At 61.3% G+C, this 24,249-nt stretch carries 21 protein-coding genes; 16 read left to right on the top strand and 5 right to left on the bottom strand.

The genetic code is table 11. The features are described 5' to 3' along the window. The first annotated feature begins 59 nt into the window (after positions 1-59). Both AC2A1F_RS02215 and AC2A1F_RS02220 read left to right on the top strand, forming a co-directional pair. Positions 60-242, top strand: a complete 183-nt coding sequence (locus AC2A1F_RS02215; RefSeq protein ID WP_484207141.1) for a YegP family protein — start codon at positions 60-62, stop codon at positions 240-242. Positions 243-492: 250 nt separating this feature from the next. After that, the gene (locus AC2A1F_RS02220) at positions 493-2,076 is read left to right on the top strand and encodes a glycosyltransferase family 39 protein (protein WP_484207142.1); all 1,584 of its coding nucleotides are present in this window, start codon (positions 493-495) and stop codon (positions 2,074-2,076) included. Between the two features lie 5 nt (positions 2,077-2,081). Here AC2A1F_RS02220 and rnhA read toward each other — a convergent pair whose 3' ends face one another. The 3 genes from rnhA to ispH are packed head-to-tail and all read right to left on the bottom strand — an operon-like array spanning position 2,082 to position 4,478. Next, positions 2,082-2,513: a ribonuclease HI gene (gene rnhA, locus AC2A1F_RS02225; protein WP_298288422.1), complete on the bottom strand. Its 432-nt coding sequence runs from the start codon at positions 2,511-2,513 to the stop codon at positions 2,082-2,084. Then, the gene (gene thrB / locus AC2A1F_RS02230) at positions 2,510-3,496 is read right to left on the bottom strand and encodes a homoserine kinase (protein WP_484207143.1); all 987 of its coding nucleotides are present in this window, start codon (positions 3,494-3,496) and stop codon (positions 2,510-2,512) included. Before thrB ends, rnhA begins: the two co-directional genes overlap by 4 nt. A 13-nt stretch (positions 3,497-3,509) precedes the next feature. Then, a complete protein-coding gene (gene ispH, locus AC2A1F_RS02235) occupies positions 3,510-4,478 on the bottom strand; it encodes a 4-hydroxy-3-methylbut-2-enyl diphosphate reductase (RefSeq protein WP_484207144.1) in 969 nt (322 codons plus the stop codon). A 168-nt stretch (positions 4,479-4,646) separates the two neighbouring features. Here ispH and AC2A1F_RS02240 point away from each other — a divergent pair, with 168 nt between their 5' ends. The 9 genes from AC2A1F_RS02240 to tatC all read left to right on the top strand — a co-directional run bounded on the left by AC2A1F_RS02240 (position 4,647) and on the right by tatC (position 12,143). Then, positions 4,647-5,309, top strand: coding sequence for a hypothetical protein (locus tag AC2A1F_RS02240; RefSeq protein ID WP_484207145.1), 663 nt, complete (start codon positions 4,647-4,649; stop codon positions 5,307-5,309). Between the two features lie 42 nt (positions 5,310-5,351). Next, positions 5,352-7,100: an arginine--tRNA ligase gene (gene argS, locus AC2A1F_RS02245; RefSeq protein WP_484207146.1), complete on the top strand. Its 1,749-nt coding sequence runs from the start codon at positions 5,352-5,354 to the stop codon at positions 7,098-7,100. Between the two features lie 47 nt (positions 7,101-7,147). Then, the gene (locus AC2A1F_RS02250) at positions 7,148-7,921 is read left to right on the top strand and encodes an SPOR domain-containing protein (RefSeq protein WP_484207147.1); all 774 of its coding nucleotides are present in this window, start codon (positions 7,148-7,150) and stop codon (positions 7,919-7,921) included. A 218-nt stretch (positions 7,922-8,139) separates the two neighbouring features. Continuing rightward, positions 8,140-9,156: a beta-N-acetylhexosaminidase gene (gene nagZ, locus AC2A1F_RS02255; RefSeq protein ID WP_484207148.1), complete on the top strand. Its 1,017-nt coding sequence runs from the start codon at positions 8,140-8,142 to the stop codon at positions 9,154-9,156. Continuing rightward, complete coding sequence (locus AC2A1F_RS02260) at positions 9,156-9,974, top strand: segregation and condensation protein A (RefSeq protein ID WP_484207149.1); 819 nt, start codon at positions 9,156-9,158, stop codon at positions 9,972-9,974. The genes nagZ and AC2A1F_RS02260 overlap by 1 nt, the downstream gene beginning before the upstream one ends. Beyond that, entirely contained in the window at positions 9,971-10,579 is a 609-nt protein-coding gene (scpB, locus tag AC2A1F_RS02265; protein ID WP_484207150.1) for an SMC-Scp complex subunit ScpB, read from the top strand. Before AC2A1F_RS02260 ends, scpB begins: the two co-directional genes overlap by 4 nt. Before the next feature lie 65 nt (positions 10,580-10,644). Beyond that, positions 10,645-10,884 carry a twin-arginine translocase TatA/TatE family subunit gene (locus AC2A1F_RS02270; RefSeq protein WP_484207151.1) on the top strand — a complete coding sequence of 80 codons (240 nt, stop codon included), beginning with the start codon at positions 10,645-10,647 and terminating at the stop codon, positions 10,882-10,884. A 27-nt stretch (positions 10,885-10,911) separates the two neighbouring features. Then, a complete protein-coding gene (tatB, locus tag AC2A1F_RS02275) occupies positions 10,912-11,325 on the top strand; it encodes a Sec-independent protein translocase protein TatB (protein WP_484207152.1) in 414 nt (137 codons plus the stop codon). Next, positions 11,322-12,143 carry a twin-arginine translocase subunit TatC gene (tatC, locus tag AC2A1F_RS02280; protein WP_484207153.1) on the top strand — a complete coding sequence of 274 codons (822 nt, stop codon included), beginning with the start codon at positions 11,322-11,324 and terminating at the stop codon, positions 12,141-12,143. The genes tatB and tatC overlap by 4 nt, the downstream gene beginning before the upstream one ends. A gap of 132 nt (positions 12,144-12,275) precedes the next feature. On the opposite strand, the gene AC2A1F_RS02285 is transcribed toward tatC, so the two are convergent. Next, complete coding sequence (locus AC2A1F_RS02285; RefSeq protein WP_484207154.1) at positions 12,276-13,967, bottom strand: amidohydrolase; 1,692 nt, start codon at positions 13,965-13,967, stop codon at positions 12,276-12,278. Further along, on the bottom strand, positions 13,964-14,881 hold the full coding sequence (locus tag AC2A1F_RS02290; protein WP_484207155.1) for an NAD(P)-dependent oxidoreductase: 918 nt from the start codon (positions 14,879-14,881) through the stop codon (positions 13,964-13,966). Before AC2A1F_RS02290 ends, AC2A1F_RS02285 begins: the two co-directional genes overlap by 4 nt. Positions 14,882-14,977: 96 nt before the next feature. Here AC2A1F_RS02290 and AC2A1F_RS02295 point away from each other — a divergent pair, with 96 nt between their 5' ends. The 5 genes from AC2A1F_RS02295 to AC2A1F_RS02315 all read left to right on the top strand — a co-directional run bounded on the left by AC2A1F_RS02295 (position 14,978) and on the right by AC2A1F_RS02315 (position 24,183). Then, on the top strand, positions 14,978-15,355 hold the full coding sequence (locus tag AC2A1F_RS02295; protein ID WP_484207156.1) for a VanZ family protein: 378 nt from the start codon (positions 14,978-14,980) through the stop codon (positions 15,353-15,355). A gap of 63 nt (positions 15,356-15,418) precedes the next feature. Further along, on the top strand, positions 15,419-16,669 hold the full coding sequence (locus tag AC2A1F_RS02300) for a threonine ammonia-lyase (protein ID WP_484207157.1): 1,251 nt from the start codon (positions 15,419-15,421) through the stop codon (positions 16,667-16,669). A gap of 209 nt (positions 16,670-16,878) precedes the next feature. After that, positions 16,879-17,739, top strand: coding sequence for an arginyltransferase (locus AC2A1F_RS02305; protein ID WP_484207158.1), 861 nt, complete (start codon positions 16,879-16,881; stop codon positions 17,737-17,739). Beyond that, the gene (locus AC2A1F_RS02310) at positions 17,699-19,945 is read left to right on the top strand and encodes an autotransporter assembly complex protein TamA (RefSeq protein WP_484207159.1); all 2,247 of its coding nucleotides are present in this window, start codon (positions 17,699-17,701) and stop codon (positions 19,943-19,945) included. The genes AC2A1F_RS02305 and AC2A1F_RS02310 overlap by 41 nt, the downstream gene beginning before the upstream one ends. Next, positions 19,945-24,183, top strand: coding sequence for a translocation/assembly module TamB domain-containing protein (locus tag AC2A1F_RS02315; RefSeq protein WP_484207160.1), 4,239 nt, complete (start codon positions 19,945-19,947; stop codon positions 24,181-24,183). The genes AC2A1F_RS02310 and AC2A1F_RS02315 overlap by 1 nt, the downstream gene beginning before the upstream one ends. Positions 24,184-24,249 lie beyond the last annotated feature (66 nt).

The raw sequence follows: 24,249 nt of genomic DNA on the forward strand, positions 1-24,249 counted from the left end.
CCTTTGCCGGCTGAGATTGCGTGGTAGGTTCCTCATTGGACCACTTGAGGGGAATCATGATGGCACACCGTTTTGAAATTCGGAAAAACAAGGCCGGAGAGTTCGTCGCGTACTTTTGCTACAACAAGGAATCGATCTTCTGGACCGAAGGCTATTCCAGCAAGGCCAGTGCAAAGAACGCGATTGAATCGATCTTGAAGAACGGGCCTGCTGCCGAAGTGGTGGACACCACCGTCGAGTAAAATCGGGCGCTTTTCTTACAAGGTGACAAGCATCATGCACCGCAGATGGGCGGTCACCAACACGCGTTGCCCACGTCGTTGCCAGTGCCGAGAAGATGTTAAGGGCGATGGCCGTTCAATCGTTGCGCACAGTACTGCGTGGAGTGCAGGAGCCGACGGCAGGTCCAACGCCGAAATTCTTGGGTTCAGAGCCTGAAAACCGAAGGATACTTCAAACTTAATCAAATTGCGTCGCTGAACGTGGAGGCAGGTGATCAAGCGAAAGAGCGCAACCGGGTTGACCTTGGGTGACTGGGGCAGAAGCTTGTTTGTGAAGGCGTGGGCTGATCCATCAGGCGCGATGGGCGTCCGTGGCGAACGCATCTTCTTCTGCTTGACGCTTTTGGCCATTGGCCTTGGCGTTGCTGTGCGCCTGATTGGTCTTGATTATTCGCTTTGGCACGATGAGATCGCTTCGATCGCATTTGCGCAGCAGCCGATGTCGCGGCTGTGGAGCGACTGGATGGTGCGCGAGCCTAATCCACCACTGTACTACACAATCCTGCATTATTGGATGGGTGTATTCGGTCAGTCGGACTTGGCCATCAAATCTCTTTCGGCGTTTTTCGGCAGTGGCACGGTGATTGTCGCCGCGTTGATAAGCCGCCGAATTGGCGGAAGTTGGCTTCCTGCCATGGTTACGGCATTGTTCGTTGGCCTTAATCCGTACCACATTTTCTACAGCCAACATGCGCGGGCCTATGCGCTTTCTGCCTTCGCAACGAGTGTTGCTTGCCTCGCCCTTGTTCGCATCGTCAAGGATCACCACGCCGGATCAACCCAGGGCGGCGCGCGATCAGACTGGGCAGTTTTTACCGTCGGCATGCTTGCAGCGCTTTACAGTCACACAACAATACTCGTGGTGTATGCTGCACTTAATATCCTGATTGCAGGCTGGATTTTGGCTTCCGATCACAAACATCCGGTCTTTACGCGATGGATGGTCAGCAACCTTATCGTAGGAATCGGCTATGCATGGTGGGCTTTGATTACTTTCCAGCAAATGGGTTCAAACAAGAACCTTGATTGGATGGATGAAGTATATGCAGGCCTTGCGGTTTATTTCATTCGGGAAGTCTTTGCGCCTCAGCCCACGTTTGTGCCTACCGGCATTGCTGCGGTAACTCTGGTGCCCGTGGTGATCTTTGCGGTGATGGTGCGTTGGGGAGCAGCAATCATGGCGCTTTGCGCGGCCGCTCTGCTGATTTTCTATCTCGGTTCGCAACAGACCACCATCATGCAGGAACGCACGATCCTTGGGCTTTATCCGATATTTGCAGTCGGGCTGGGACTGGCAATTCACCAGATCCGGCAGGCATTTGTGGCAGGCGCGCTTGTCCTGCTGCCGCTGACGTTATCGGGCTTTGCGTATCGGGAGGATTATCCCAACCGTGAGTGGGATCGCTGGCCCGAAGCCGTGGCATTGGCAAGTGCCGATCCGACGATCCCTGTGTTCGTGATAAACGAAGCATTTGCAATGGCTTTCGGGCGTTATTGCCAGCAGCGTTTTGGCAGTTGCCCGATCCGCGTGTTTGTGGTGACCACGCCAGAAAACTCTCCATGGTCTAAGGGGCTGTCAGGCCAGATGGTGATCTCACAGCATCAGGCGTGGTCAGTTGGCGGACCTGTCATGCGCACCGTTGAATGGGATGAAGTGCCTACGCTTTTCCCGCAAAAGCATGTCTGCAGCGCTACGGATGGCTCGTCTGCCTATCAACCGGGTGAATCGAAAGTGTTAGGCCAACTGAAGATGGTGACTTGGTATCGGCGTGCTGAATGCTCCGATAAGCGCTAAATCCTTCAAGCCGCCACCGCCGCATCGCTGGCCAGCTTGTCCACGCGCTCGTTTTCGGGGTGGCCGTCATGCCCTTTGACCCAGACCCATTCGATCTGGTGCGGGCGCACGGCATCAAGCATCAGGCGCCACAGGTCCTCGTTCTTCACCGGCTTGTTGTCGGCGGTTTTCCAGCCCTTTTTCTGCCAGCCGAAGATCCATTTGGTGATGCCGTCGAGCACGTACTTGCTGTCGGTGTGCAGCGTCACGCGGCAGGGCTGTTTCAGTGCCTGCAGCGCCTGAATCGCGGCCATCAGTTCCATGCGGTTGTTGGTCGTGTCCTTTTCCGAGCCGGACAGCTCCTTCTCGCGCTCCCCCATGCGCAGCAGCGCGCCCCAGCCGCCTTTGCCGGGATTGCCCTTGCACGCGCCGTCGGTGAAGATTTCGACGTGCTTCACGCGAAAACACTCTTTTCGAATATGGCGGGATTGGCCGCATAGAACTGCAAGCGCCGCGCAAAGGCCATCGGGTCCTTGCGCACCACCAGCGCATCTGCGGGCGTATTCAGCCAGTCAAAGGCGCGGCTGGAGGTGAACCGCAGCGCCGCGCCTTGCGCCAGCAAGGGCAGGGCCGCACGCTCATTGGCGGACAGCGGACGGACGGCTTCGTACCCAGCCAGCAGGGCCTTGGAGATGTCCGCATTGAAATTGCGGCCCGCCCCATCAAAGCACCACGCCGCGTGCGTCACTGCCACGTCATAAGCCATCAGATCGTTGCAGGCGAAGTAGAAGTCGATCAATCCGCCGACCTTGTCGCCCAGCATCAGCACATTGTCGGGGAACAGATCGGCATGGATGACCGAGCGGGGCAGCCCTTCCGGCCAGCCCGCCGCTACGCGCGGCAGATGGTCCGCCACCAGCCCCGCCAGCGCCGGATCGATGGAGGCAAGCCCATCAGCCCCGCAGGCATCGAACAGCCGCTGCCATTCGGCAAGGCCCATGCCGTTGGCCCGCGATCCGCCAAAGTCCGACGCTGCGCCATGCATCTGCGCCAATGCCGCGCCCACCGCGCGCGCCTGTCCCACCGTTGGCTCGCTCACCGAAACGCCGGGAAGAAATTCGATCAGCGCCAGTGCCTTTTCCCCACGACGGCGGAACAGTGCGCCTTCGCGGTCATGGATCGTGCGCGGCACCGGGCAGCCCTTGGCCGCCAGATGATCGAGCAGCGAGAGGAAATAGGGCAGGTCCTCCAGCTCTATCCGGAATTCGTACATCGTCAGGATAAACCGTGCGCCGTTGCCATCCTTGCCGGTGGTATCGAGCAGCCAGTTGCTGTTCGAAACGCCCTCGGCAATGCCCTTGGCCGAAACCAGTTCGCCAACGTCAAACTCTCTCACAAGCGCGGCCATTTCCTCCGCGCCGATCTGGGTATAGACCGCCATGATTGTGGTGCCCTCAGTCGGTCAACTGGCGCGGCAGCTTGAACACCATCTTTTCCTCGGTGGTGGTCACCGTCTCTTCAGAAACGCTACGCAGTTCGCCGATCTTCTGCACCACTTCGCGCACCAGCACTTCAGGGGCAGAGGCACCCGCTGTAAGGCCGAGCGTGTTCACACCGTCCAGCCATTCAGGATCGATCTCAACCGCCCGCTGGATCAACTTGGCGCGCGTGCCCATGCGTTCGGCCACTTCGACCAGCCGCAACGAATTGGAACTGTTGGGCGCGCCGATCACCAGCAGCAGATCGCACTCCCCGGCAATCGCCTTGACCGCTTCCTGCCGGTTGGACGTGGCATAACAAATGTCTTCTGCCTTCGGCCCGACCATCTGCGGAAACTTCGCCCGCAGCGCGGCCACGATCTCTGCCGTATCGTCCACCGAAAGCGTGGTTTGCGTCAAGAAAGCCAGCGGCTCTTCTGGCCCAAACGGCAGCTTGGCGACATCTTCGATTGTTTCAACCAGCGTGATCGTGCCATCGGGCACCTGGCCCATCGTGCCGATCACTTCGGGATGGCCTTTATGGCCCACGAACAGGATATGCCGTCCAGCCTCAACCTGCCGTTCGGCCTGCCGGTGAACTTTGGACACGAGCGGGCAGGTGGCATCCAGCCAGTCCAGCCCGCGCGCGGTGGCGTCCTGCGGCACGTCCTTGGGCACGCCGTGCGCGGAAAAGACCACCGGCGCGCCATCGGGCACCTGATCCAGTTCCTCCACAAAAATCGCGCCCTTGGCCTTCAACCCATCCACCACAAAGCGGTTGTGGACGATTTCATGCCGCACATAGACGGGCGCGCCATAGCGATCGATCGCGCGTTCGACGATTTCAATGGCGCGGTCGACTCCGGCACAGAAACCGCGCGGGGCGGCGATAAGCAGGCGTATGGGGGCCGTTTCGGCGGCGACATCTGGCAAGCTGGCGTTCATGCTTTGCCACTTAGCAGCAAGCGCGCCCTACTGCTATTGCCGAAAGCGGCTGGCCCTGTTGAAAGCTTCGGGCCGAAAGCAACATTGCCGAAAGCGCATGCGGCGATTAGAGGTGGCGCAAATTCCGGCACCTGCGTGTGCCGCCCGTGATTTGAGGATACAGTGCCCATGAACGCATCCACCCGCCGTATCGCGCTTTTGGGCGTTCCGCTCCTGGCGGCGCTGGCGCTCTCGGCCTGTGGCGGAAAGCGCGGCGAACTGGTGGTTGATGATGCCGTGGGCGTCACCGCGCTGCGCGATCCTTGCCCACGCGTGGGCATTCCTGATTACACCGGCGATATCACGATGTTCTCAGCCCCGGGCCGCACCGATTCGGCGGCGATTGATATTGAAGCGGTGATCACCAACTTGCGCGCGCAGTGCTCGGATGGAGAAAAGCTCTATTCGGTTGCCAGCTTCGATGTGCTGGCCCGCCGTACTAACACCAGCGGCGCCCGCCGTGTGGAACTGCCCTATTTTTCCACCGTCGTTCGGGGCGGCAATTCGGTGGTGGCCAAGCGGCTCGGCACAGTCGTGATCGAGTTTGCCGATGGGCAAGCCCGCGCCACCGCCAAGGGCCAAGCCGCTGCCTATGTCAGCAAGGCCGAGGCATCGCTGCCCGAAGACATGGTAAAGCGCATCACGCGCAAGCGCCGCGCCGGGGATCAGGATGCGGCCATCGATCCGCTCTCGCAGCCCGATGTAAAGGCGGCGCTTGCCCGCGCTAATTTCGAACTGCTGGTGGGCTTCCAACTGAACGAAGCGCAGTTGCAGTATAACGTCCGCAAGTAAGCGCTCTTTCGCTCCGCGCGCGATTGGGCTAACCGCGCGGCCATGACTGAAGCCCGGATAAACCTTCACGCCGATTTCGCATCGGTAATCGACACCGCGCTGACCGCGCTCGAAACCGCAGGCACGCTGCCCGCTGGCCTTTCGCGAGGTGCCGTCACGTGTGAGCCTCCGCGCGATGCGGCGCATGGAGATCTGTCCACCAATGCCGCCATGGTGCTGGCCAAACCTGCCGGAACCAACCCGCGCGCGCTGGCAACGGCGCTGGTGGCTGAGCTGGAAAAAGAGCCGCGCGTCGTCTCGGCAGAAATCGCCGGGCCCGGCTTCATCAACCTGCGGCTGACCGATGACGCATGGCGCGGCGAACTTGCGCTGATTGCGACAAAAGGCCCAGATTACGGCCGTTCCACCATGGGTGGCGGCAAAGTGGTGAATGTCGAATATGTTTCGGCCAACCCGACCGGCCCCATGCACATGGGCCATTGCCGTGGTGCGGTGGTGGGCGATGCGCTGGCCGATCTGCTGTCCTACAGCGGGCACAAGGTCATCAAGGAATACTACGTCAACGATGCGGGCGCGCAAGTCGATGTTCTCGCCCGTTCAGTCCACATGCGCTATCGTGAAGCGCTGGGCGAAAGCGTTGAAATCCCCGAAGGCCTTTACCCCGGCGAATATCTCGTCCCGTTAGGGCAGGCACTGGCAGCTGAGTTTGGCGACAAGTATGCGGCCGCGCCCGAAGCTGACTGGCTGATCGCGTTCCGCACCCGCGCCGTGGCCGCGATGATGGACATGATCCGCGCTGATCTTGCCACCCTCGGCATTCACCACGATCTTTTCTCCTCCGAAGCGGAGCTTCAGGCCTCGGGCAAAGTCGATGCGGCTGAGCAATATCTGCGCAGCCACGATCTGATCTATGATGGCCTGCTCGAAGCGCCCAAGGGCAAGACACTCGACGATTGGGAACCTGTGGAACTTCCGCTGTTCCGCTCCACGAAGTTCGGCGACGATCAGGACCGCCCGATCAAGAAATCGAACGGCGCGTGGACCTATTTCGGCGCTGATCTCGCCTATCATTTCCAGAAAGCGCAGAATGCCGATGCGCTGGTGGATATCTGGGGCGCGGACCATGCGGGCACGGTGAAGCGGATCAAGGCCGCCGTGGCCGCGCTGACCAGCGCTGATGGCAGTGCTCCGAAGCCGTTCGAGGTCAAGCTGGTGCAGATGGTGCAGTTGCTGCGCGATGGCCAGCCGGTGAAAATGTCCAAGCGTTCCGGCAATTTCGTGACGCTATCTGATGTGGTGGATGAAGTGGGCAAGGACGTGGTGCGCTTCACCATGCTCACCCGCAAACCCGATGCGCAGATGGACTTCGATTTTGCCAAGGTGGTGGAAGCGAGCAAGGATAACCCGGTGTTCTATGTGCAGTACGCCCATGCGCGCATCTGCAGGAACATTCGTAAGGGTGCCGACGAAGGCTTTGCCCCATCAGGTGAAAACCTGTCATTGCTAGGTGAGGAAGAGCTGGCGCTGGTCAAGCTTGCTGCGCAATTCCCGCGCAACGTGGAAGCTGCCGCTGTGGCGCGCGAGCCGCACCGCGTGGCGTTCTTCCTCCACGATCTCGCCTCGGCGTTCCATTCCTACTACAATCTTGGGAATGATCGGCCGGAGAAGCGGTTCATTGTGGCACATGACTCCGCTTTGACTGCAGCCCGGCTTTTCCTTGCGGCGCAAATCGGGCAGGTAATCCGCAATGGTCTGGCGCTGCTTGGCGTCGTGGCCGCTGAGGAACTTTGACGCCAACGAAATCGCGGCGTCAGGCATAAGCGTAGCAGGGGCATAAGATGCACGGCGAGAATGACCAGAACGGTGACTGGGACAACACGACGGCGCTGCAACCCGGTGTCCAAAAGCCTTTCGATGTGTCCGAGGAACTTGGCGAAGCTGTGGCGGGCGAACGCCTTGCGCTCGGCGATGAAGAGCGTTTGCCGTGGTTGGAAAGCGCCGATGATCTTGACGGTGACGAGGAAGACAGCGGCAACGGTCGCCTGATCGGCATCGCCCTTGGCGGCCTGCTCGTCCTCGCTGCGCTCATCGGCGGGATCTGGTATGCCAGCAATCGCAGTTCGGTAGCCAACAATGCCGATGGCAGCCTGATTGAGGCCAGCAAAGAGCCATACAAGGTCGCGCCCAGCGATCCGGGCGGAAAGACATTTGCCGGCACCGGCGATTCCAGCTTCAAGGTAAGCGAGGGCGAAAAGCCTGCCGCCAACCTTGCCGTATCAGCATCGCCCACACCTGCAATTGCACCAGCTGCATCGCCTTCAGCCAAGCCTAGCGCGTCGGCTTCGGCAGTCGCTGCAGCTCCGGCACCGGCTACTGGCGGGGTTGGCGTGCAGATCGGCGCATTCTCGTCCAAGGCCACCGCCGAGGCTGCGTGGCAGAAGCTGCAGGTTAATCACGAAGCGCTTAAAGGCCTGTCACACCGCGTGATTGAGGGGAAAGCCGATATCGGCACCGTCCACCGCTTGCAGGCTGTGGCCGCTGATGGTGCAGCGGCGGATACATTGTGCCGCCGGTTGCAGGCTGGTGGCCTTAAGTGTCAGGTAAAGCGTTGAACGAGTGAGCCTTGGCCCGGATCACGTCCGGGCTGACGATAGATTGAATATCCAACGCGCCCCAGCCATCATCCAAATGTCATCGTCGCCCCGGACTTGATCCGGGGCTTGGCTTTTTTGCTTCAACTACGCCCCGGCACAAACACCACCGTCCCTTTTCCCCCGCCAACACCGCCACTACCCTTGCAAATCGGGCGATCCTGCGCGATTCCAGTGGGATGTTGCCTGCCATCTTCGGCCTGTCCGGCCCCGTCCTGACTGACGATGAACGCGCGTTTTTTCGTGATTGCGATCCTGCTGGATATATCCTGTTCGGGCGAAACATCGAAAGCCGCGCGCAAGTCCGCGCGCTGACCGATGATTTGCGTAAGCTTCATGGCCGCGACCGCACCTTTATCTGCATCGATCAGGAAGGTGGGCGGGTCGCGCGGATGAAGCCGCCGGTCTGGCAGGCGTATCCCGCGGGGGAGGCCTTTGACCGGCTCTATGATGTGGCCCCTGCCAGCGCGATTGAGGCGGCGCGGGCCAATGCCCATGCGCTCGGGCTGGATCTGGCCGAGGCGGGGATCAGCGTCGATTGCCTTCCGCTGCTTGATGTGCGCCAACCCGGCGCGCACGATGTGATCGGGGATCGTGCGCTGGGCACTGAACCGCTGCGTGTGGCGGCGCTGGGGCGGGCAACGCTCGATGGGCTGGCGCGGGCCGGAATTGCGGGCGTTGTCAAACACATGCCGGGGCATGGCCGTTCACTGGTCGATAGCCACAAGGAAACGCCGCTCGTCACCGCATCGGCTGAAGAACTTGAGTTAGACCTCGCCCCGTTCCGCACGCTAAAGCACGCCACCATCGGCATGACCGGCCATCTGCGCTTCATCGCGTGGGACGCGGAAAACCCTGCCACACTTTCCCCATTTGTGATCGAAGAGATCATCCGCAAGGCGATTGGCTTTGACGGTCTTCTGCTGACCGATGACCTCGACATGCAGGCCTTGGGCGGTGCCGTGTCTGATCGTGCGGCGAGGGCGCAGGCTGCGGGCTGTGATATTGCCCTGAATTGCTGGGCAAAAATGGACGATATGGTCGGCATCGCCAAGGCGTTGGCCCCGATGAGCGTCAAGACTGCCGAACGGCTTGAACGCGCGCTAGCCCCGACGGCCAGCTTTGATGGCCCTGCCGAACTGGCGGATCAGACTGAACTGCTTGCCACCCGCGACCAGCTGCTGGCGCTTGCCTGATGGACGATCTGGCCGAACCCGCGCTGTTTGACGATCAGGCCGAATGGGGCGGCATTGCTGCGGCGGAAACGGGCGATGCGGCGCTTTATCTCGAGCTGGATGGGTGGGAAGGGCCGCTCGACCTGTTGCTGGAACTGGCCCGGCGGCAGAAGGTGGACCTGCGGACCATCTCGATCCTCGAACTGGTGGGACAGTATCTCGACTATATCGAGCAGGCCAAGGCGCTTAAGCTCGAACTGGCTGCTGACTACCTCGTGATGGCGGCGTGGCTGGCCTATCTCAAGTCTTTATTATTGCTGCCGCGTGATCCCGAGGTTCAGCCAAGCCCCGAAGAATTGGCGCTTAAACTGCAACTGCGGCTGCAACGCCTTGGCGCAATGCGCGAAGCTGGAGCGCGGCTGATGGCGCGGGACCGGGTGGGGCGTGAGGTGTTTGTGCGGGCTGCCCCCGAGGGCTTGCGCGTAGATCGCAAAGCCTTGTGGAAATGTGATATTTTTTCGCTGATCCAGGCCTATGGCGCGATCAAGCACCGCAATCGGCCGGTCGTCCACATGGTGCGTGAACGCGCGGTGATGACGTTGGACGCGGCACTGGCGCGGGTGTCAAAGATGCTGGGCGTGGCGATGGACTGGACCGATTTGCGCGCGTTTTTGCCGCTGGATGGCGATCCGATGTTGCGCAAATCGGCATTGGCCTCCAGTTTCCTGGCTGCGCTGGAACTGGCCAAGCAGGGCAAGGCAGAAATCGCTCAGGATCAAGCTTTTGGGCCGCTGATGTTGCGAGCAACTCCTTCGACAGGCTCAGGACGAGCGGCATGACGCAGCCCGACGACCTAGAACGCGCGGTTGAGGCGACGCTGTTCGCCTCTGTGCAACCCCTTACGGAACAACAGATTTCCGCGCACCTTGAAGGGGCGGACGTAAGCGCGTCCTTAAATGCACTGAGATGCACCTACGCGCACCGAGGCGTCCATCTGGTGGAGCGAGGAGGCCGCTGGCACTTCCAGACCGCTCCTGATCTGGCGCACTTGCTCCGCCGCGAAAAGGAGGAGCCCAAACGCCTGTCACGCGCGGCGACCGAAGCGTTGGCAATCATCGCATATCACGAACCCGTCAGCCGGGCCGAGATCGAAGCGATTCGCGGGGTGCAGACCGCCAAGGGCACGCTGGACGTGTTGCTTGAGGCGGGTTGGGTGCGCATCGCCGGGCGGCGCGAAGTTCCGGGGCGGCCTACGATCTACGCGACAACCTCCGAATTTCTCACACATTTCGGTCTAAAATCGCGGCGAGACCTGCCCGGGATCGAGGAATTGCGCGCGGCGGGGCTGCTTGATCCGGTGGACGATGCCTTTGCCGTCTTGACGGGGGGCGGTGATGGGGACACGGAAGCCACTGATCCGCCTGATGAAGAAAGCGCGGATTGAAGCGATTGATTTGCTGGCAAGTGGCGCGCGCCGTCCCTATCTAGGGGCGCAAAGGAGTTTGTGACATGGGTGGTCTTTCCCTTCCTCACCTGATCGTGCTGGCGCTGGTCGTGCTGGTGCTGTTCGGCCGTGGCCGCATTTCGGAAATGATGGGCGATTTCGGCAAGGGTATCAAAAGCTTCAAGCAGGGCATGACGGACGAGGACAACAAGCCGGTCCCGCCGCCGCCTGCGCAACTGCAGCAGCAGACCCCGCCGCCCGCGCAGCCTGCGCAGCAGCCAACCTCCACCGATCAGGTACAGTAAGATACTGATTATAAAGGCGCATTAGCCGTGTTTGACGTCGGCGCGTCCGAACTTCTGTTGCTGGTCATTGTGGCGATCGTGGTGATCGGCCCGAAGGACCTCCCGCTTGCGCTGCGCACGGCTGGTAAGTGGGTGGCGAAGATGCGCCGCGTTTCCAACCACTTCCGCTCTGGCATCGAAACCATGATCCGCGAGGCGGAGATGGAGGAGATGGAAAAGAAGTGGAAGGAGCAGAACGAGCGCATCATGCGCGAAACGGCGGCGCAGGAGGCTGCAGCCGCTGCTGCCGGACAGACGCCTGAAGCAGCCGCCGATCAGAACGATCCGTTTCCAACGCCGCTGGCGCCAGATGCTCCCAATGCTGATCCGGTGATGGTTGGACCAATGCCACCCGAAGTGGTGCCTGACCTTGCGGCAAAGCCGGATACATCGCAGCCATGATCCGCGATATCGACGAAACACAGGCCCCGCTGCTGGATCACCTGCTGGAACTGCGCACCCGTCTGCTGCGCTGCGTCTATGCGTTGGTCATCGCGTTTCCGGTGTGCTTCTACTTTGCCGACAACATCTTCGCCGTGCTGGTGCAGCCGCTGGTCCATGCCTTTCCACCGGGGCAGGGCAAGCTGATCTACACCAAGCTGTATGAGGCGTTCTTCGTCGAGCTGAAAGTTTCGATGTTTGCAGCGTTTCTGGTCAGCTTTCCAGTGATCGCCAATCAGCTTTGGGCCTTTGTCGCGCCGGGGCTTTATGCGCGTGAAAAGAAGGCGTTTCTGCCGTTCCTGCTGGCAACGCCGGTCCTGTTCACGATGGGGGCAAGTCTTGCTTACTTCGTGGTGATGCCGACCGCGTTCAAATGGTTTCTTGGTTTTGAAGGCAACAAGGGCGGGCTGCAACTGGAAGCGCTGCCGGGGACGGGGGATTACCTGAGCCTCGTCATGCAGTTCATTCTGGCCTTCGGCATCAGTTTTCTGCTGCCGGTGCTGCTGATGCTGCTGAACCGTGCCGGGATCGTGTCACGCACTCAATTGGTGACGGCACGGCGTTATGTGATCGTGGGCATCTTTGCCGTGGCAACCGTGGCCACGCCACCGGATGTGGTTTCACAACTGATGCTGGCGATCCCGTTGCTGCTGCTGTTCGAAGGCACGTTGGTGCTAATGCGCTTTACCGAAAAGGCCGATGCCAAGCGCCGGGCCGAGGAAGAGGCGGCGGAGCGGGCAGCGGAGATGGACGCAAGGCAGACGCCGCTTTTGCCTTGAGTTTGATCAAGAGGCGTTCGTGTTGAGCCCCTCGAAAAGCTCGGGATGAACTTCGTGCCGTGGCACCAAGCCGAGACACCGCGTGAGGTGTCTCGACTTCGCTCGACACGAACGGGACTTTGGGAGATTTTCCTAGTTTGCGGACTTACCTGTAATCGTCCCTTCCTCCACCGACCACACGCGGCCCCCACCGATCCACGTTTCGCTGATTTTCGTGGCGCGGACCTGTGCAGCGCTGGCGGTGAGGGGATCGACATCGACCAGCACGAAATCCGCACGCATGCCCGGGGCGAGGCGGCCGAAGCGGGTTTCGGCAAAGCCTGCATAAGCGGCATCGGCGGTGTAAGCGGCCAGCGCTTCGGCAGGGGCAAGGCGTTCTTGCGGTTGCCAGCCGCCGGTGGGCTGATCGTCCGGGCCCTGACGGCTGATGGCGGCGGCGAGGCCTGCCCATGGATCGGCCAGTTCGACCGGCGCATCTGACCCGAAAGCAAGGCGGACGCCTGCAGTCTTTAGCGACTTCCACGGATAGGCCCCGGCGAGGCGATCTGGCCCAAGGCGGGCTTCGGCCATCACACGGTCAGACGTTTGGTGGATGGGCTGCATCGAGGCGATGGCCCCGCTGCGGGCGAGCTTTGCGTAGTCCTTGGGATCGATGATCTGCGCATGTTCGATGCGCCAGCGCCGATCACCTTTGTAGGTATCGGCAAGGTCGGTGATGGCGCTGATGACGGTGGCGTTGGCTTCATCGCCGATGGCGTGGACGGCAATCTGGAAGCCGTCCATCGCCGCCCGGCTCATCAGATTGCCAAGCTGAGTCTGGTTCAATTGCGGCAGCCCGCGCGTGGTGGGGGCATCAGCATAGGGGGCTTTCAGCCATGCCCCGCGTGAGCCGAGTGCGCCATCGAGATAGAGCTTCACGCCATTGAGCCGCAACCGATCCTGATAGAGCCAGGGCGAAGGGCCGGGGCCGCCGATCAGCGTCATCTGATCGACGCCCGAAGCATAGGACATGACGCGCACATAGAGCTTGTTGGCATCGCCTGCGCGGCGGTAGGTCTGCCAGTCTTCGATGGTGCTGCCCATATCGGCCACCGCAGTAACGCCGCGCTTGAACAGGATCTGCTGGGCGGTGGCAAAGGCAACGTCGCGGTCTTCAGCGCGTGGGGCAGGAACTTTTGCGCCGACGAGGTCCATCGCAGCATCGACCAGTACGCCTGCGGGTCCGCCATCGGCCAAGTGTTCGATGCTGCCGCCTGCCGGGTCTTTCGTGGCGGCGGTAATGCCCGCAGCTTTCAGCGCCGCGCTATTGGCCCATCCGGCGTGACCATCGACGCGTTCGAGCCAGACCGGCCTGCCGCCGGTGACGGCATCAAGCTCTGCCGCTGTGGGAAAGCGGCCCAGTTTCCACAATTCCTGATTCCAGCCGCGCCCGACAATCCATGGCCGATCAGGGTGTTCGGCCGCAAACTTGCCAATCAGGGTGAGCGCTTGGGCCAGCGAGGTGGTTTCGGACAGATCGAGGCTGAGCGCGGCAAAGCCAAGGCCCATCACATGCGCGTGGGCATCGATCATGCCGGGCAGCATGACGCGGCCTTTGCCATCAATGCGGTACTGGTATTCCTTGCGTGGGCGGGGCTTTTTGTCACCCGCATGGATAACGCGCTTGATCGTGCCGGTGGCATCAAACAGCAGGCCGGTGAACTGTTCGACTTGCCCGTTTGCACCAATAGTTGCGCCGCGCACGTTATCAACCAGCGTATCGGCAAGGGCTGTAGTTGATGTGGTGAGCAGCAGGGCTGCCAGCGCAGTGCGGAGCAGCATCATGCCTTGCCCTTCCGGTGAGGCAAGCGGCGGATCAGCGCGCTCGTATCTTCATGGCCATAGCCCATGGCCTGAACATCGACGTAGAACTGATCGACCAGCGCGGTGACGGGCACGCTGGCCCCCAGATTGCGCGCTTCGTCCATGGCAAGGCCCAGATCCTTGCGCATCCAGTCCACCGCAAAGCCGAAATCAAATTCGTCCTTGGCCATCGTGTGGAAGCGGTTGTCCATCTGCCACGATTGCGCCGCGCCGCCCGAAATGGCTTCGAACACTTTATCAAGATCAAGGTGCGCAAGCTGGGCGAAGCGGATGGCTTCAGACAGACCAGCGATGGCCCCTGCAATGCACATCTGGTTGGCCATCTTGGCGGTTTGGCCAGCTCCTGATTTGCCAACATGAACCACGCGCTTGGCATAGGCTGATAGCACCGGGCGGGCGGCGTCTACCGCCTTTGCACTACCGCCGCACATGATGGCCAGCGTGCCGCTTTCGGCGCCAGACTGGCCGCCGGTGACCGGCGCATCAACACAGAGCAATTCCTTGTCGCGCCCTTCGACGGCGATCTGGCGGGCGATACGGGCAGAGACAGTGGTGTGATCGATGTAGAGCGCGCCGCGCTTCAGCGTGGAGAAAACGCCATTCGGGCTGAGTACGACGTCGGCCAGATCATCATCGTTGCCGACGCACGTGATCACGACGTCCGCACCATCGGCGGCCTCTGCCGGGCTTGATGCGCTGCGCGTCGCAAGGCCGGGATTGGCGGCAATCCAGGCTTCTGCGCGGGCTGGCGTGCGGTTGAAGATCGTTAGCCGGTGCCCAGCATTGCCAAGATGGCGGGCCATGGCTCCGCCCATTTTGCCAAGGCCGAGGAAGGAGACATTTAGGGGCGATGTGGGGGCGATTTCGTCTGTCATGCACCGCTTCATATCCGGTTTACGGCCTCGTGCCACCCCCGCTTACTTGGCGCTTGGACTTGCCAGTTGTGCTGCATTGCAGCATGGTTGAGGCAGATGCTGAAAGCGCTTGAAACCCTCTCCCGTCTGGCGAAGCTGCTGTTCTGGCCTGCGCTGATCTTTGCGTTGGTCATGGCGGTATTGCCCAAGCCACCCCAGTTGCCGATGACCGATGTGGGCGACAAGGTGCAGCACATGCTGGCCTTTTTCACGCTGACGTTGCTGGCAGGCACGGGGTGGCCGCGCCTTTCGCTGGTGCGGGCGCTGGTCTGGCTTTCGCTGGTGGGGGCGGGAATTGAGCTGGTGCAGGCGATTCCGGCGCTGCATCGTACGGCAGATTGGCGCGATTGGGTGGCTGATACTGCTGCGATCTGCGCGGCATTGGTGCCAGTGGCGGTGTTTCGCAGCCTGTTGGAGCAGCGCAGCACGGTCTGACCGGCAGTTTGGTGCAGACTCGGAGGTTTTCTTGAAGCCCGCTTTCCGTTAGGGCGCTCCCCTATGGAAAATGTTGCGCTCAAAACCGCCGATCAGGGCGATGCCCTGCTGACCCTTGCCGATGTTCGTGCGGCAGCGGGGCGAATTGCGGGCCATGTGGTGCGCACACCCACGATGCACAGCAAGACGCTGAGCGCGATCACTGGGGCCGATATCTGGCTGAAGTTTGAAAATCAGCAGTTTACCGCGGCTTATAAGGAGCGCGGCGCGCTCAATGCGTTGTTGCTGCTGAATGATGAGCAGCGCGCGCGGGGGGTTATCGCCGCTTCGGCCGGCAATCATGCGCAGGGCCTCAGCTATCATGGCACGCGGCTGGGCGTGCCGGTGACGATCGTGATGCCCAAGACCACGCCCACCGTGAAGATCATGCAGACCGAGGCGGTGGGCGGCAAAGTGGTGCTGGAAGGTGAGACTTTTGACGAGGCCTATGCCCACGCACGGAGGCTGGAGGGTGAACTGGGGCTGACCTTCGTTCACCCGTTCGATGACCCGAACGTGGCGGCAGGGCAGGGCACTGTCGCGCTGGAAATGCTGGAAGATGCGCCCGAGATCGAGACGCTGGTCGTGCCGATTGGCGGTGGCGGGCTGCTCTCGGGCATGGGCACAGCGGCGCGCGGGATCAAGCCGGGGATCGGGCTGGTGGGCGTGCAGGCGCAACTGTTCCCTTCGATGTATGCCACGCTCAAGCACCTCGATCTGCCTTGCGGCGGCGATACGCTGGCCGAGGGTATCGCGGTGAAGGAGCCGGGGCAGTTTACCCGAAGGGTACTGGCCAAGATTGTCGACGATATCGTGCTGGTGGGCGAACCGGCGCTGGAAAGTGCGGTCGCGCTGCTGCTGCAGATTGAAAAGACCGTGGTTGAAGGTGCAGGCGCGGCGGGGCTGGCGGCGGTGATGACGCATCGCAAGCGCTTTGCCGGGCGCAAGGTGGGCGTGGTGCTGTGCGGTGGCAATATCGACACGCGGCTGCTGGCCAACGTGTTGCTGCGCGATCTGGCGCGGTCCGGGCGGCTGGGGCGGCTGCGCATTACGCTGCAGGACCGGCCGGGGGCGCTGTTCAAGGTGGTGGAGGAATTCAACCGCCATCAGGTGAACATCCTTGAGGTCTGGCACCAGCGCATCTTTACCTCGCTGCCTGCGAAGGGCCTGACCGCCGAGATCGAGTGCGAGGCAAGGGACCGCGAACAGATCGACCAGTTGGTGGCGGGCTTGCGCGCCAAAGGATACGATGTGGAGCAGGTGGAACTGGGCTGAGCGCGGCTTGGTGGCGTTAACTTGTTGACGGGGCACTGTCCTGTATCCGGACTGGCGGTAAATGAACGGGTGTTGACGCCGTTTCGGCACCGTTTTCTGCCAGAAATGTACACAACGATATGGTTAAGGGGCTTTTACGAATGCCACGACTGGGGCATGTTCCTTACTGACAGGCAGGATAGTCCGGCCTGAGGAGCATCCGCAACGCCGTGACCGCGCCCGTCCGCTTTCCGCGCTTTTTCGTGACCAGCCCCGCGCCGTGCCCTTATTTGCCGGGGCGGAGCGAGCGGAAGGTATTTACCGAGCTTAAGGGCGCGAACACGGACGAATTGAACGATGCGCTTAGCCGCATCGGATTCAGACGAAGCCAGACCGTAGCCTATCGGCCGAGCTGCATTGATTGCATGGCTTGCGTATCGGTTCGCGTGGTGTCGCAGGATTTCCGCCCCTCCTCCACGCAGAAGCGGATTTGGAAGCGCAATCGCGATCTGGTGGTCAATGTTTGCAAACCCTGGTCGACGCCGGAACAATTCGAACTGTTGCAGCGTTATCTGGCCGTGCGTCATCCCGGCGGGGGGATGGCGACCATGGACGAGATGGATTTCGCGGACATGGTGGAGCACACGCCCGTCAAGAGTTATGTGATTGAATACAGGGAGCCAACGCTGGACGGCTCGCCGGGAAGACTGGTAGGAGCCTGTCTGACCGACGAGCAGGGCGATGGCCTCTCGATGATCTACAGTTTTTATGATCCCCAACACGAGACGCGGGCCGGGCTTGGCACTTTCATCATCCTCGACCACATTCAGCGCGCGGCTCAAGTCGGGCTGTCCTATGTGTACCTCGGCTATTGGGTCGAAGGATCCGAGCGCATGCAATACAAGGTGCGCTTCCGCCCCATGGAAAAACTGGGCCGCGATGGGTGGGAACGCTTTGAACCTGCCGAACAGGCCATTGCAATCGAGCGGGCCGTATCGCTGCGGCGCGGGCGGACCGGTGTGGAGCCAGGTGTCGAAGGCAGCCTTAAAGATGGCGTGCACGGCGCGCAGGAGCGTTACGCCCACATCTAGGCCAAACTACCAGCAGCCGCTGTTCCGTATCCTTGCCGGACTGATGGTGCTGGCATTGCCCGGTCATGCGTTGGCCCAATCGTTAAATGCGGATCAGGAGCTTGAAGCGCTGATCCCGGATTCGGCGGTGAAGGATGCGGAAAGCTGGGCGCTTGATACCGAAGCGGCGCGCAGTGTCGTGCCGACCGCTCTGGCCGTCAGCGAGCTTTCGGCTGATGTGGAAATGCCTGAGTTGCCGGGGATTACGATCCCCTGGCCCGATGGCAGCGAGATTCCCGAGATCACGCCGCTCTCGCCCGATCCTGACATTGATGTAGCTGAACAGTCCGTCGATGCGGCGGTCGACGCGCTTCCGGGTCAGGACGAGGCCGAAGTGGAAGAGCGCCTCGCCAAAGCCGATGTTGCGCGGATTGGCAAGCAGGTGGAGCTGGCATTCCCGATCGGGCAAGATGCGATTGCCGAGAAAGACGAAATTGTCGCCCGGTTTGCTTCGCTGTCCAGCCTCAAGACTTATGACGACAGCAAGGACAATCTTGCGCAGGTAGTGCGGCGCGGAAGGACGGATTCCGAACTGCTGGTAGAGATACTGCGGGTTTACGGATATTATGACGCCAGCGTGTTTCAATCGCTGGGTGGGCTGGAGCGAGCCGGCGAGGGCGATGCGCGCGGACCGATTGATGTCGAAAAGGTTGTAGTGCGCTTCGACATCCAGCCGGGTCCGCAGTACAAATTTGGCCAGTTGGCTTTCGGAAAGTTGGAAGCGACTGGCAACGACTTCAGCGCTTTGCGCGGCGCGTTCAAGATCAATCCCGGGGACGCCGTCAACGCTGATCGGATCGTGGCCGAACGGTTGAACCTTCAGGCCGCGCTTGGTGAAACAGGCTATGCCTTTGCCAAAGTGGCCGAACCGGACCTGCTGATCGACCATGAACGGCGCGAAGGTGATCTTACCGTGCCGGTTGAACCGGGTGGCTTATACCGCTTTGGCAAGGTTACATCTTCTCGCGACAAGTTCCTGAGCGCAAAGCATTTGCAGCGCATTGCCAAGTTCGATCCGGGTGATGTGTTCCAACGATCAGACGTGGACGATCTGCGGCAGGCCGTGCTGGCGACCGGGCTGGTATCATCGGTATCTGTCGAAACGCGCGAAGCCACGCCGCCAGCCAATGGGGCGCCGGGGACGGTCGATGTCGATGTTTCGCTGACACCGGGGCCGCTGCGCACTTTAGCTGGGCTGGTGGGTTATTCCAGCGGCGAAGGGTTCCGCGTGGAAGCCAGCTGGGAACACCGCAACTTCTTCCCGCCCGAAGGCATGGTGCGCGTGCGCGGCGTGGCGGGGACGCAGGAGCAATTGCTGGGGCTGACGTTCCGCCGCAACAATTTCCTGACGCGTGATCTGGTGCTGACCGCCGATCTTTATGGACGGCAGCAGCGCAACACGGCGTTTCAGGCCCGGACGGTTTCCTTCCTTGGCGGGTTGGAGCGGTTGCAGACGCTGCTATACCAGAAGCCGGTCATATTTGCAGCGGGCGTTGAAATTCTGGCGACGAGTGAACGCGATGCTGCAGCAATCGCAGCCAATGCGCCGCGCCAGACCTATTTCATCGGCGCACTGCCGATGCGTATCGCCTACGATGGCAGCGACGATCTGCTGGATCCCAAGCGAGGTTTCCGCGTTGGCTTGCGCGCCTCGCCCGAAATCTCGGTGCAGGATGGTGCGCGGTCGAGCTATGGCAAGCTGCAGTTTGATGCCAGCTACTATCAGCCGTTTGGCGAAAAGCTGGTCGTAGCAGGGCGCGTGCGTCTTGGTTCGATCCTGGGCACCGATATTACAAACATTGCGCCATCGCGCCGGTTCTATGCCGGTGGTGGCGGATCGGTGCGCGGTTATGGGTTCCAGCTTATCGGCCCGCGCGATACCGCAGGCGAGCCCAGCGGCGGCAGGTCGTTGAGCGAATTCTCGCTCGAAGCGCGGGTCAAGACGGGCCTGATGGGTGGGGCGATCAGCCTTGTGCCATTCGTGGATGCAGGCGCGGTGGACACCACGAGCACGCCCCGCTTGCGCGATATCAAGGTCGGCGTAGGGATCGGCCTGCGGTACGAAACCAACTTCGGCCCAATCCGTATCGATCTGGGCACGCCGCTCAACCCCTCGCCGGGGGACAGCCGCATCGGTGTGTACGTTGCTTTGGGGCAGGCATTCTGATGGCCGACGAACAGCCGCCTATGCCGTCGCCAGACGAAGATCTGCAGATTGCAGCGCAACCCGCAGTACCGGTCCGATCGCGCCGGAGCCGCATTGCGCGTGGTTTTGCCAAGCGGTTGGCGATTTTGGCGGTGGCGGCTGTCGCGCTTGTTCTGGCGGCTTTGATGATTCTCGATTCTTCGCTGGGGCACCGGTTGGTGGCCGACCGGATCGCTGCGATCACGCCAGGATCGGGCCTGCGCATCGAGATCGGCCGGATCGACGGTTCGATCTATGGCGAGGCGAAGCTGCGCGATATCCGGGTGAGCGACCCTGAAGGCGTGTTCCTGACCGTGCCGGAAGCTGAGCTGGACTGGCGGCCATTGTCATGGCTGAAGACCGGCCTCGACGTACGCCTGCTTGCACTGCATCGCGGTGTTCTGCGCCGCGCCCCGCGCTTGCGGCCCAGCGAAGACCCCAATGCGCCGATTCTGCCCGACTTCGATATTCGGGTGGACAAGCTGGTGATCGACAACCTGACCGTGTCTGAAGCGCTGGCCGGACAGAAGCGGCGTGTCGACGTTCTGGCCAAGGCCGATATCCGGGGCGGCAATGCCATTGTCGATGTGGACGGCCTGTTTGGTGGCAAGGACCGGATCATGTTCCGGCTGGACAGCGAGCCTGATCGCAACAAGTTTGATCTGCGGCTGGTCTATGATGCGCCCAAGGATGGTGTGATCGCGGCGATGGCGGGCGTGGAATCCGATATCAAGGCACAAGTCTTTGGCCGTGGTGGTTGGTCGAAGTGGGATGGCATCGCTTATGCCACGCAAGACGGACGCAAGCTGGCGGCGTTCCAGCTTGGCAACCGTTCGGGCACCTATCGCCTTGCCGGGCAGGCCTATGCTGGATCACTGTTGAGCGGGACCGCAGGGCAAGCTGTCGGTGACGCGCTATCGGTGCTTTATGACGGCACATTTGCGGGCAACGTCTTCAACGGGCAGTTCCGTACGGCAGGCGCTGCATTCAAGGCATCGGCTGAGGGCGGACTTAATCTGGCCGAAAACACGGCTGATGCTCTGCGGGTCAAAGCCAAGCTGCTCCAGCCAGCGCTGGTGCTGGCAACGCCCGAACTGGCGGGCGTGGATATTGATGCGACGCTGGATGGCGCATTTGATGATCTGGCCATCGAACATACGGTTGCAGTAGAGCGCTTGAAGCTTGGCACTCTAGACGCGCAAGGCCTTAGATCAGAAGGCACTGCAACATGGGATGGCAAGCGCTTCGTACTGCCACTGGCCGTAACGGCGAGGCGCGTTGTCAGCGGCAATGCGATGATCGATCCCCGTTTCCCAGGTGCCCGCATTGGCGGAAATCTGGTGTTCGAAGGCAGCAGGCTGACATCGGATGACCTGACGCTGGCGATGAAAGGCCTTGGCGCAAAGCTCTATTTGCGTGGCGATATGGCGCGCGGTGGCTATGCGCTGGCCGGGCCGGTGGTCGCGCGCGGGTTTGCGGTTGAACACCTTGGTGCCGTGGACGGTACTGCCAAGATCCTGTTCAAGCTGGGCAATGGCGTGCCGTGGACGTTGCAGGCGAATCTTGCCGGACGCATGACCCGGATCGACAACGCTACTCTACAAACGCTGACCGGCGGCGGCTTGCGCTTCGCCGGTGGGCTGGCGCTGGGTGAGCGGGTGCCGGTGACGTTCCGCAAGGCAACGATCAATTCGGCCAAGCTGCAGATGGCGCTCGATGGGCGGGTTGAAATGGGTGGTACTGCCTCGCTCAAAGGCAGCGGGCGGCATACCGAATATGGGTCGTTCACAGTCGAAGCGGCGATGACGTCTGCCGGTCCGAACGCCGTGCTGGTATTGGCCAGCCCGTTGCCTGCGGCAGGGCTCAAGGATGTGCGGGTTGCGTTGGCGCCCATCGCCGACGGGTTCCGTATCGAGACTGAAGGCCAATCCGCTCTTGGACCATTCAATGGCGCTTTTGGCCTGTTCATGCCGCCAAAGCAGGCAACCCGCATCGATATCGAGCGCTTCCGCGTTTGGCAAACTGACGTTACTGGCGGGCTTACGCTGGGTGATCAGGGGCTTGCGGGGCAAATTGCGCTGGTCGGCGGAGGGCTTGACGGCACAGTTCTGTTGGCTCCACGCGATGGTGGCCAGGGCTTTGATGCCAATATCACGGCACGCAATGCCAGATTTGGCGGAGCCAGCCCGCTTTCGGTTGGCAATGCCCGGATCGATGCCAGCGGCCTGTTGAAAGATGGCAGTTCGACCATTGAGGGCAATCTTCTGGCCGAGGGCATCGGCATGGGCAAAGTCTTCATCGGCAAACTGGCGGCGGCGGCATATCTGCAGGACGGGAGTGGATCGGTTACCGCTTCTGTTGCCGGTCGGCGGGGAACCCGTTTCAATCTGCAGGGCACTGCGGCATTTTCACCGGAACAGGTGGTGACATACGTTTCGGGCGAGTATGCCGGGCGACAGGTATCGATGCCGCGGCGCGCCATACTGACCCGCGAAGGTGACGGTGAAGATCGCGGCTGGCGCTTGTCTCCCACACAGATCGGATTTGGCCGGGGCATCATCATCGCCGAGGGTCGAATATTGGGCGGGCCGACCCAACTGCGCGTGCAATTGGCGCGGATGCCGCTGTCCGTGATCGATATTGTCGTGGCTGATCTGGGCCTTGGTGGCCTTGCTTCAGGCATCATCGATTACAGCAATGATGGGCAGGGTGCGCCATCAGGAAACGTTGCGCTGATGATCAAAGGATTGTCGCGGTCTGGCCTTGTGCTGACGTCGCGTCCAGTTGATGTAGCGCTGGTGGGCCGGTTGGACCCGGATGCCGTGCAGATGCGCACCGTGTTCCGTGAAAGCGGAGCGGTACGTGGGCGGTTGCAGGCGCGTATCGGCGGATTGCCGCGTGGCGGTGCGTTCATGGACCGGCTTGAGGCGGGGCAACTGACCGGGCAATTGCGCTATTCAGGTGCAGCCGAAGCGCTCTGGCGGCTTTCGGGCGTGGAAATCTTCGATCTGACTGGCCCGGTTGGCGTGCAGGCCGATATTTCGGGCACGATCATGGCTCCGGTTCTGCGCGGGGCGGTTTCGTCCAAGGGGTTGCGCGTGCAGAGTACGCTGACCGGAACCGACATACGCGATGTGGCATTGACGGGCTCCTTCACCGATTCCTCGTTGCAACTGGCGCGCTTTAGCGGTGTGACGGCGAACGGCGGGCGCGTTTCGGGCAGTGGCACGATCGGTCTGGCCGAATTGTCGGAACATGGGCCGACCATCGACCTGAAGCTGTCGGCGCAGAATGCGCAGCTCATCAGCCGAGACGATATGGGTGCGACCGTTACCGGACCCTTGCGGATTATTAGTTCCGGCGTCGGTGGCACCATAGCTGGCCGGGTGCGGATTGAACGGGCAAAATGGGCTCTGGGGCAAGCCACGGCCGTAGGCGAACTGCCTAACATCCCCACGCGTGAGATCAACGCTCATGCCGATGCTGCGCCGCCGCGCGCGGCATTCAAGCCGTGGCAGTTCATGATCGATGCGGCAGGCGCAAACCGCATTGATGTTCGCGGGCTTGGCCTGGACAGCGAATGGGGAGCGGACATCCGCCTGCGCGGGACGACTGCTGCGCCGCAAATCTTCGGCACGGCAGATCTGGTGCGCGGCGGCTATGAATTTGCGGGTAAGCGCTTTGAATTGACGCGCGGTCGCATCCGCTTTGCCGGCGAAGTGCCGGTAGACCCGCAACTGGATATCGTGGCCGAAGGCGATGCCAACAATATCAATGCGAAGATTACGATTTCCGGCACAGGGAACAAGCCGGTCATCGGATTTTCTTCGACACCTGCTTTGCCAGAAGAAGAACTGCTAAGTCGCATCCTGTTTGGCAGTTCGATCACGCAGATTTCTGCACCTGAAGCTGTGCAATTGGCAGCAGCGCTGGCATCGCTGCGTGGTGGTGGCGGGCTGGATCCGATAAACAAGCTGCGCGCGGCCATAGGGCTGGACCGGTTGAGGATTGTGGGTGCCGATCCTGCCTTGGGTGCGGGCACCAGCATCGCGGTGGGCAAGTACCTTGGCAGGCGGGTGTTCGTGGAACTGATTACCGATGGCGCGGGCTATAACGCAACGTCGGTAGAATTCCGCATCACCCGCTGGCTGGCGTTGCTTGGCATGGTTTCGACCATCGGTGATCAGAGCCTCAACTTGCGCATCGCCAAGGATTACTGAGCTTTGAGGAATTGCTGATCCGGTTGTAACGGCAGCTTCATGTCGTCCTTAAACTGAAACGCTGGC

This window comes from Novosphingobium sp. HNCC26BN242, assembly GCF_057180525.1.

Bases quoted from the DNA above. Each gene is read 5' to 3' on its own strand.
- AC2A1F_RS02215 (WP_484207141.1), top strand. From the start codon at position 60: ATGGCACACCGTTTTGAAATTCGGAAAAACAAGGCCGGAGAGTTCGTC.
- thrB (WP_484207143.1), bottom strand. From the start codon at position 3,496: ATGGCGGTCTATACCCAGATCGGCGCGGAGGAAATGGCCGCGCTTGTG.
- ispH (WP_484207144.1), bottom strand. From the start codon at position 4,478: ATGAACGCCAGCTTGCCAGATGTCGCCGCCGAAACGGCCCCCATACGC.
- AC2A1F_RS02240 (WP_484207145.1), top strand. From the start codon at position 4,647: ATGAACGCATCCACCCGCCGTATCGCGCTTTTGGGCGTTCCGCTCCTG.
- argS (WP_484207146.1), top strand. From the start codon at position 5,352: ATGACTGAAGCCCGGATAAACCTTCACGCCGATTTCGCATCGGTAATC.
- AC2A1F_RS02250 (WP_484207147.1), top strand. From the start codon at position 7,148: ATGCACGGCGAGAATGACCAGAACGGTGACTGGGACAACACGACGGCG.
- nagZ (WP_484207148.1), top strand. From the start codon at position 8,140: ATGTTGCCTGCCATCTTCGGCCTGTCCGGCCCCGTCCTGACTGACGAT.
- AC2A1F_RS02260 (WP_484207149.1), top strand. From the start codon at position 9,156: ATGGACGATCTGGCCGAACCCGCGCTGTTTGACGATCAGGCCGAATGG.
- scpB (WP_484207150.1), top strand. From the start codon at position 9,971: ATGACGCAGCCCGACGACCTAGAACGCGCGGTTGAGGCGACGCTGTTC.
- AC2A1F_RS02270 (WP_484207151.1), top strand. From the start codon at position 10,645: ATGGGTGGTCTTTCCCTTCCTCACCTGATCGTGCTGGCGCTGGTCGTG.
- tatC (WP_484207153.1), top strand. From the start codon at position 11,322: ATGATCCGCGATATCGACGAAACACAGGCCCCGCTGCTGGATCACCTG.
- AC2A1F_RS02285 (WP_484207154.1), bottom strand. From the start codon at position 13,967: ATGATGCTGCTCCGCACTGCGCTGGCAGCCCTGCTGCTCACCACATCA.
- AC2A1F_RS02290 (WP_484207155.1), bottom strand. From the start codon at position 14,881: ATGACAGACGAAATCGCCCCCACATCGCCCCTAAATGTCTCCTTCCTC.
- AC2A1F_RS02295 (WP_484207156.1), top strand. From the start codon at position 14,978: ATGCTGAAAGCGCTTGAAACCCTCTCCCGTCTGGCGAAGCTGCTGTTC.
- AC2A1F_RS02300 (WP_484207157.1), top strand. From the start codon at position 15,419: ATGGAAAATGTTGCGCTCAAAACCGCCGATCAGGGCGATGCCCTGCTG.
- AC2A1F_RS02310 (WP_484207159.1), top strand. From the start codon at position 17,699: ATGGCGTGCACGGCGCGCAGGAGCGTTACGCCCACATCTAGGCCAAAC.
- AC2A1F_RS02315 (WP_484207160.1), top strand. From the start codon at position 19,945: ATGGCCGACGAACAGCCGCCTATGCCGTCGCCAGACGAAGATCTGCAG.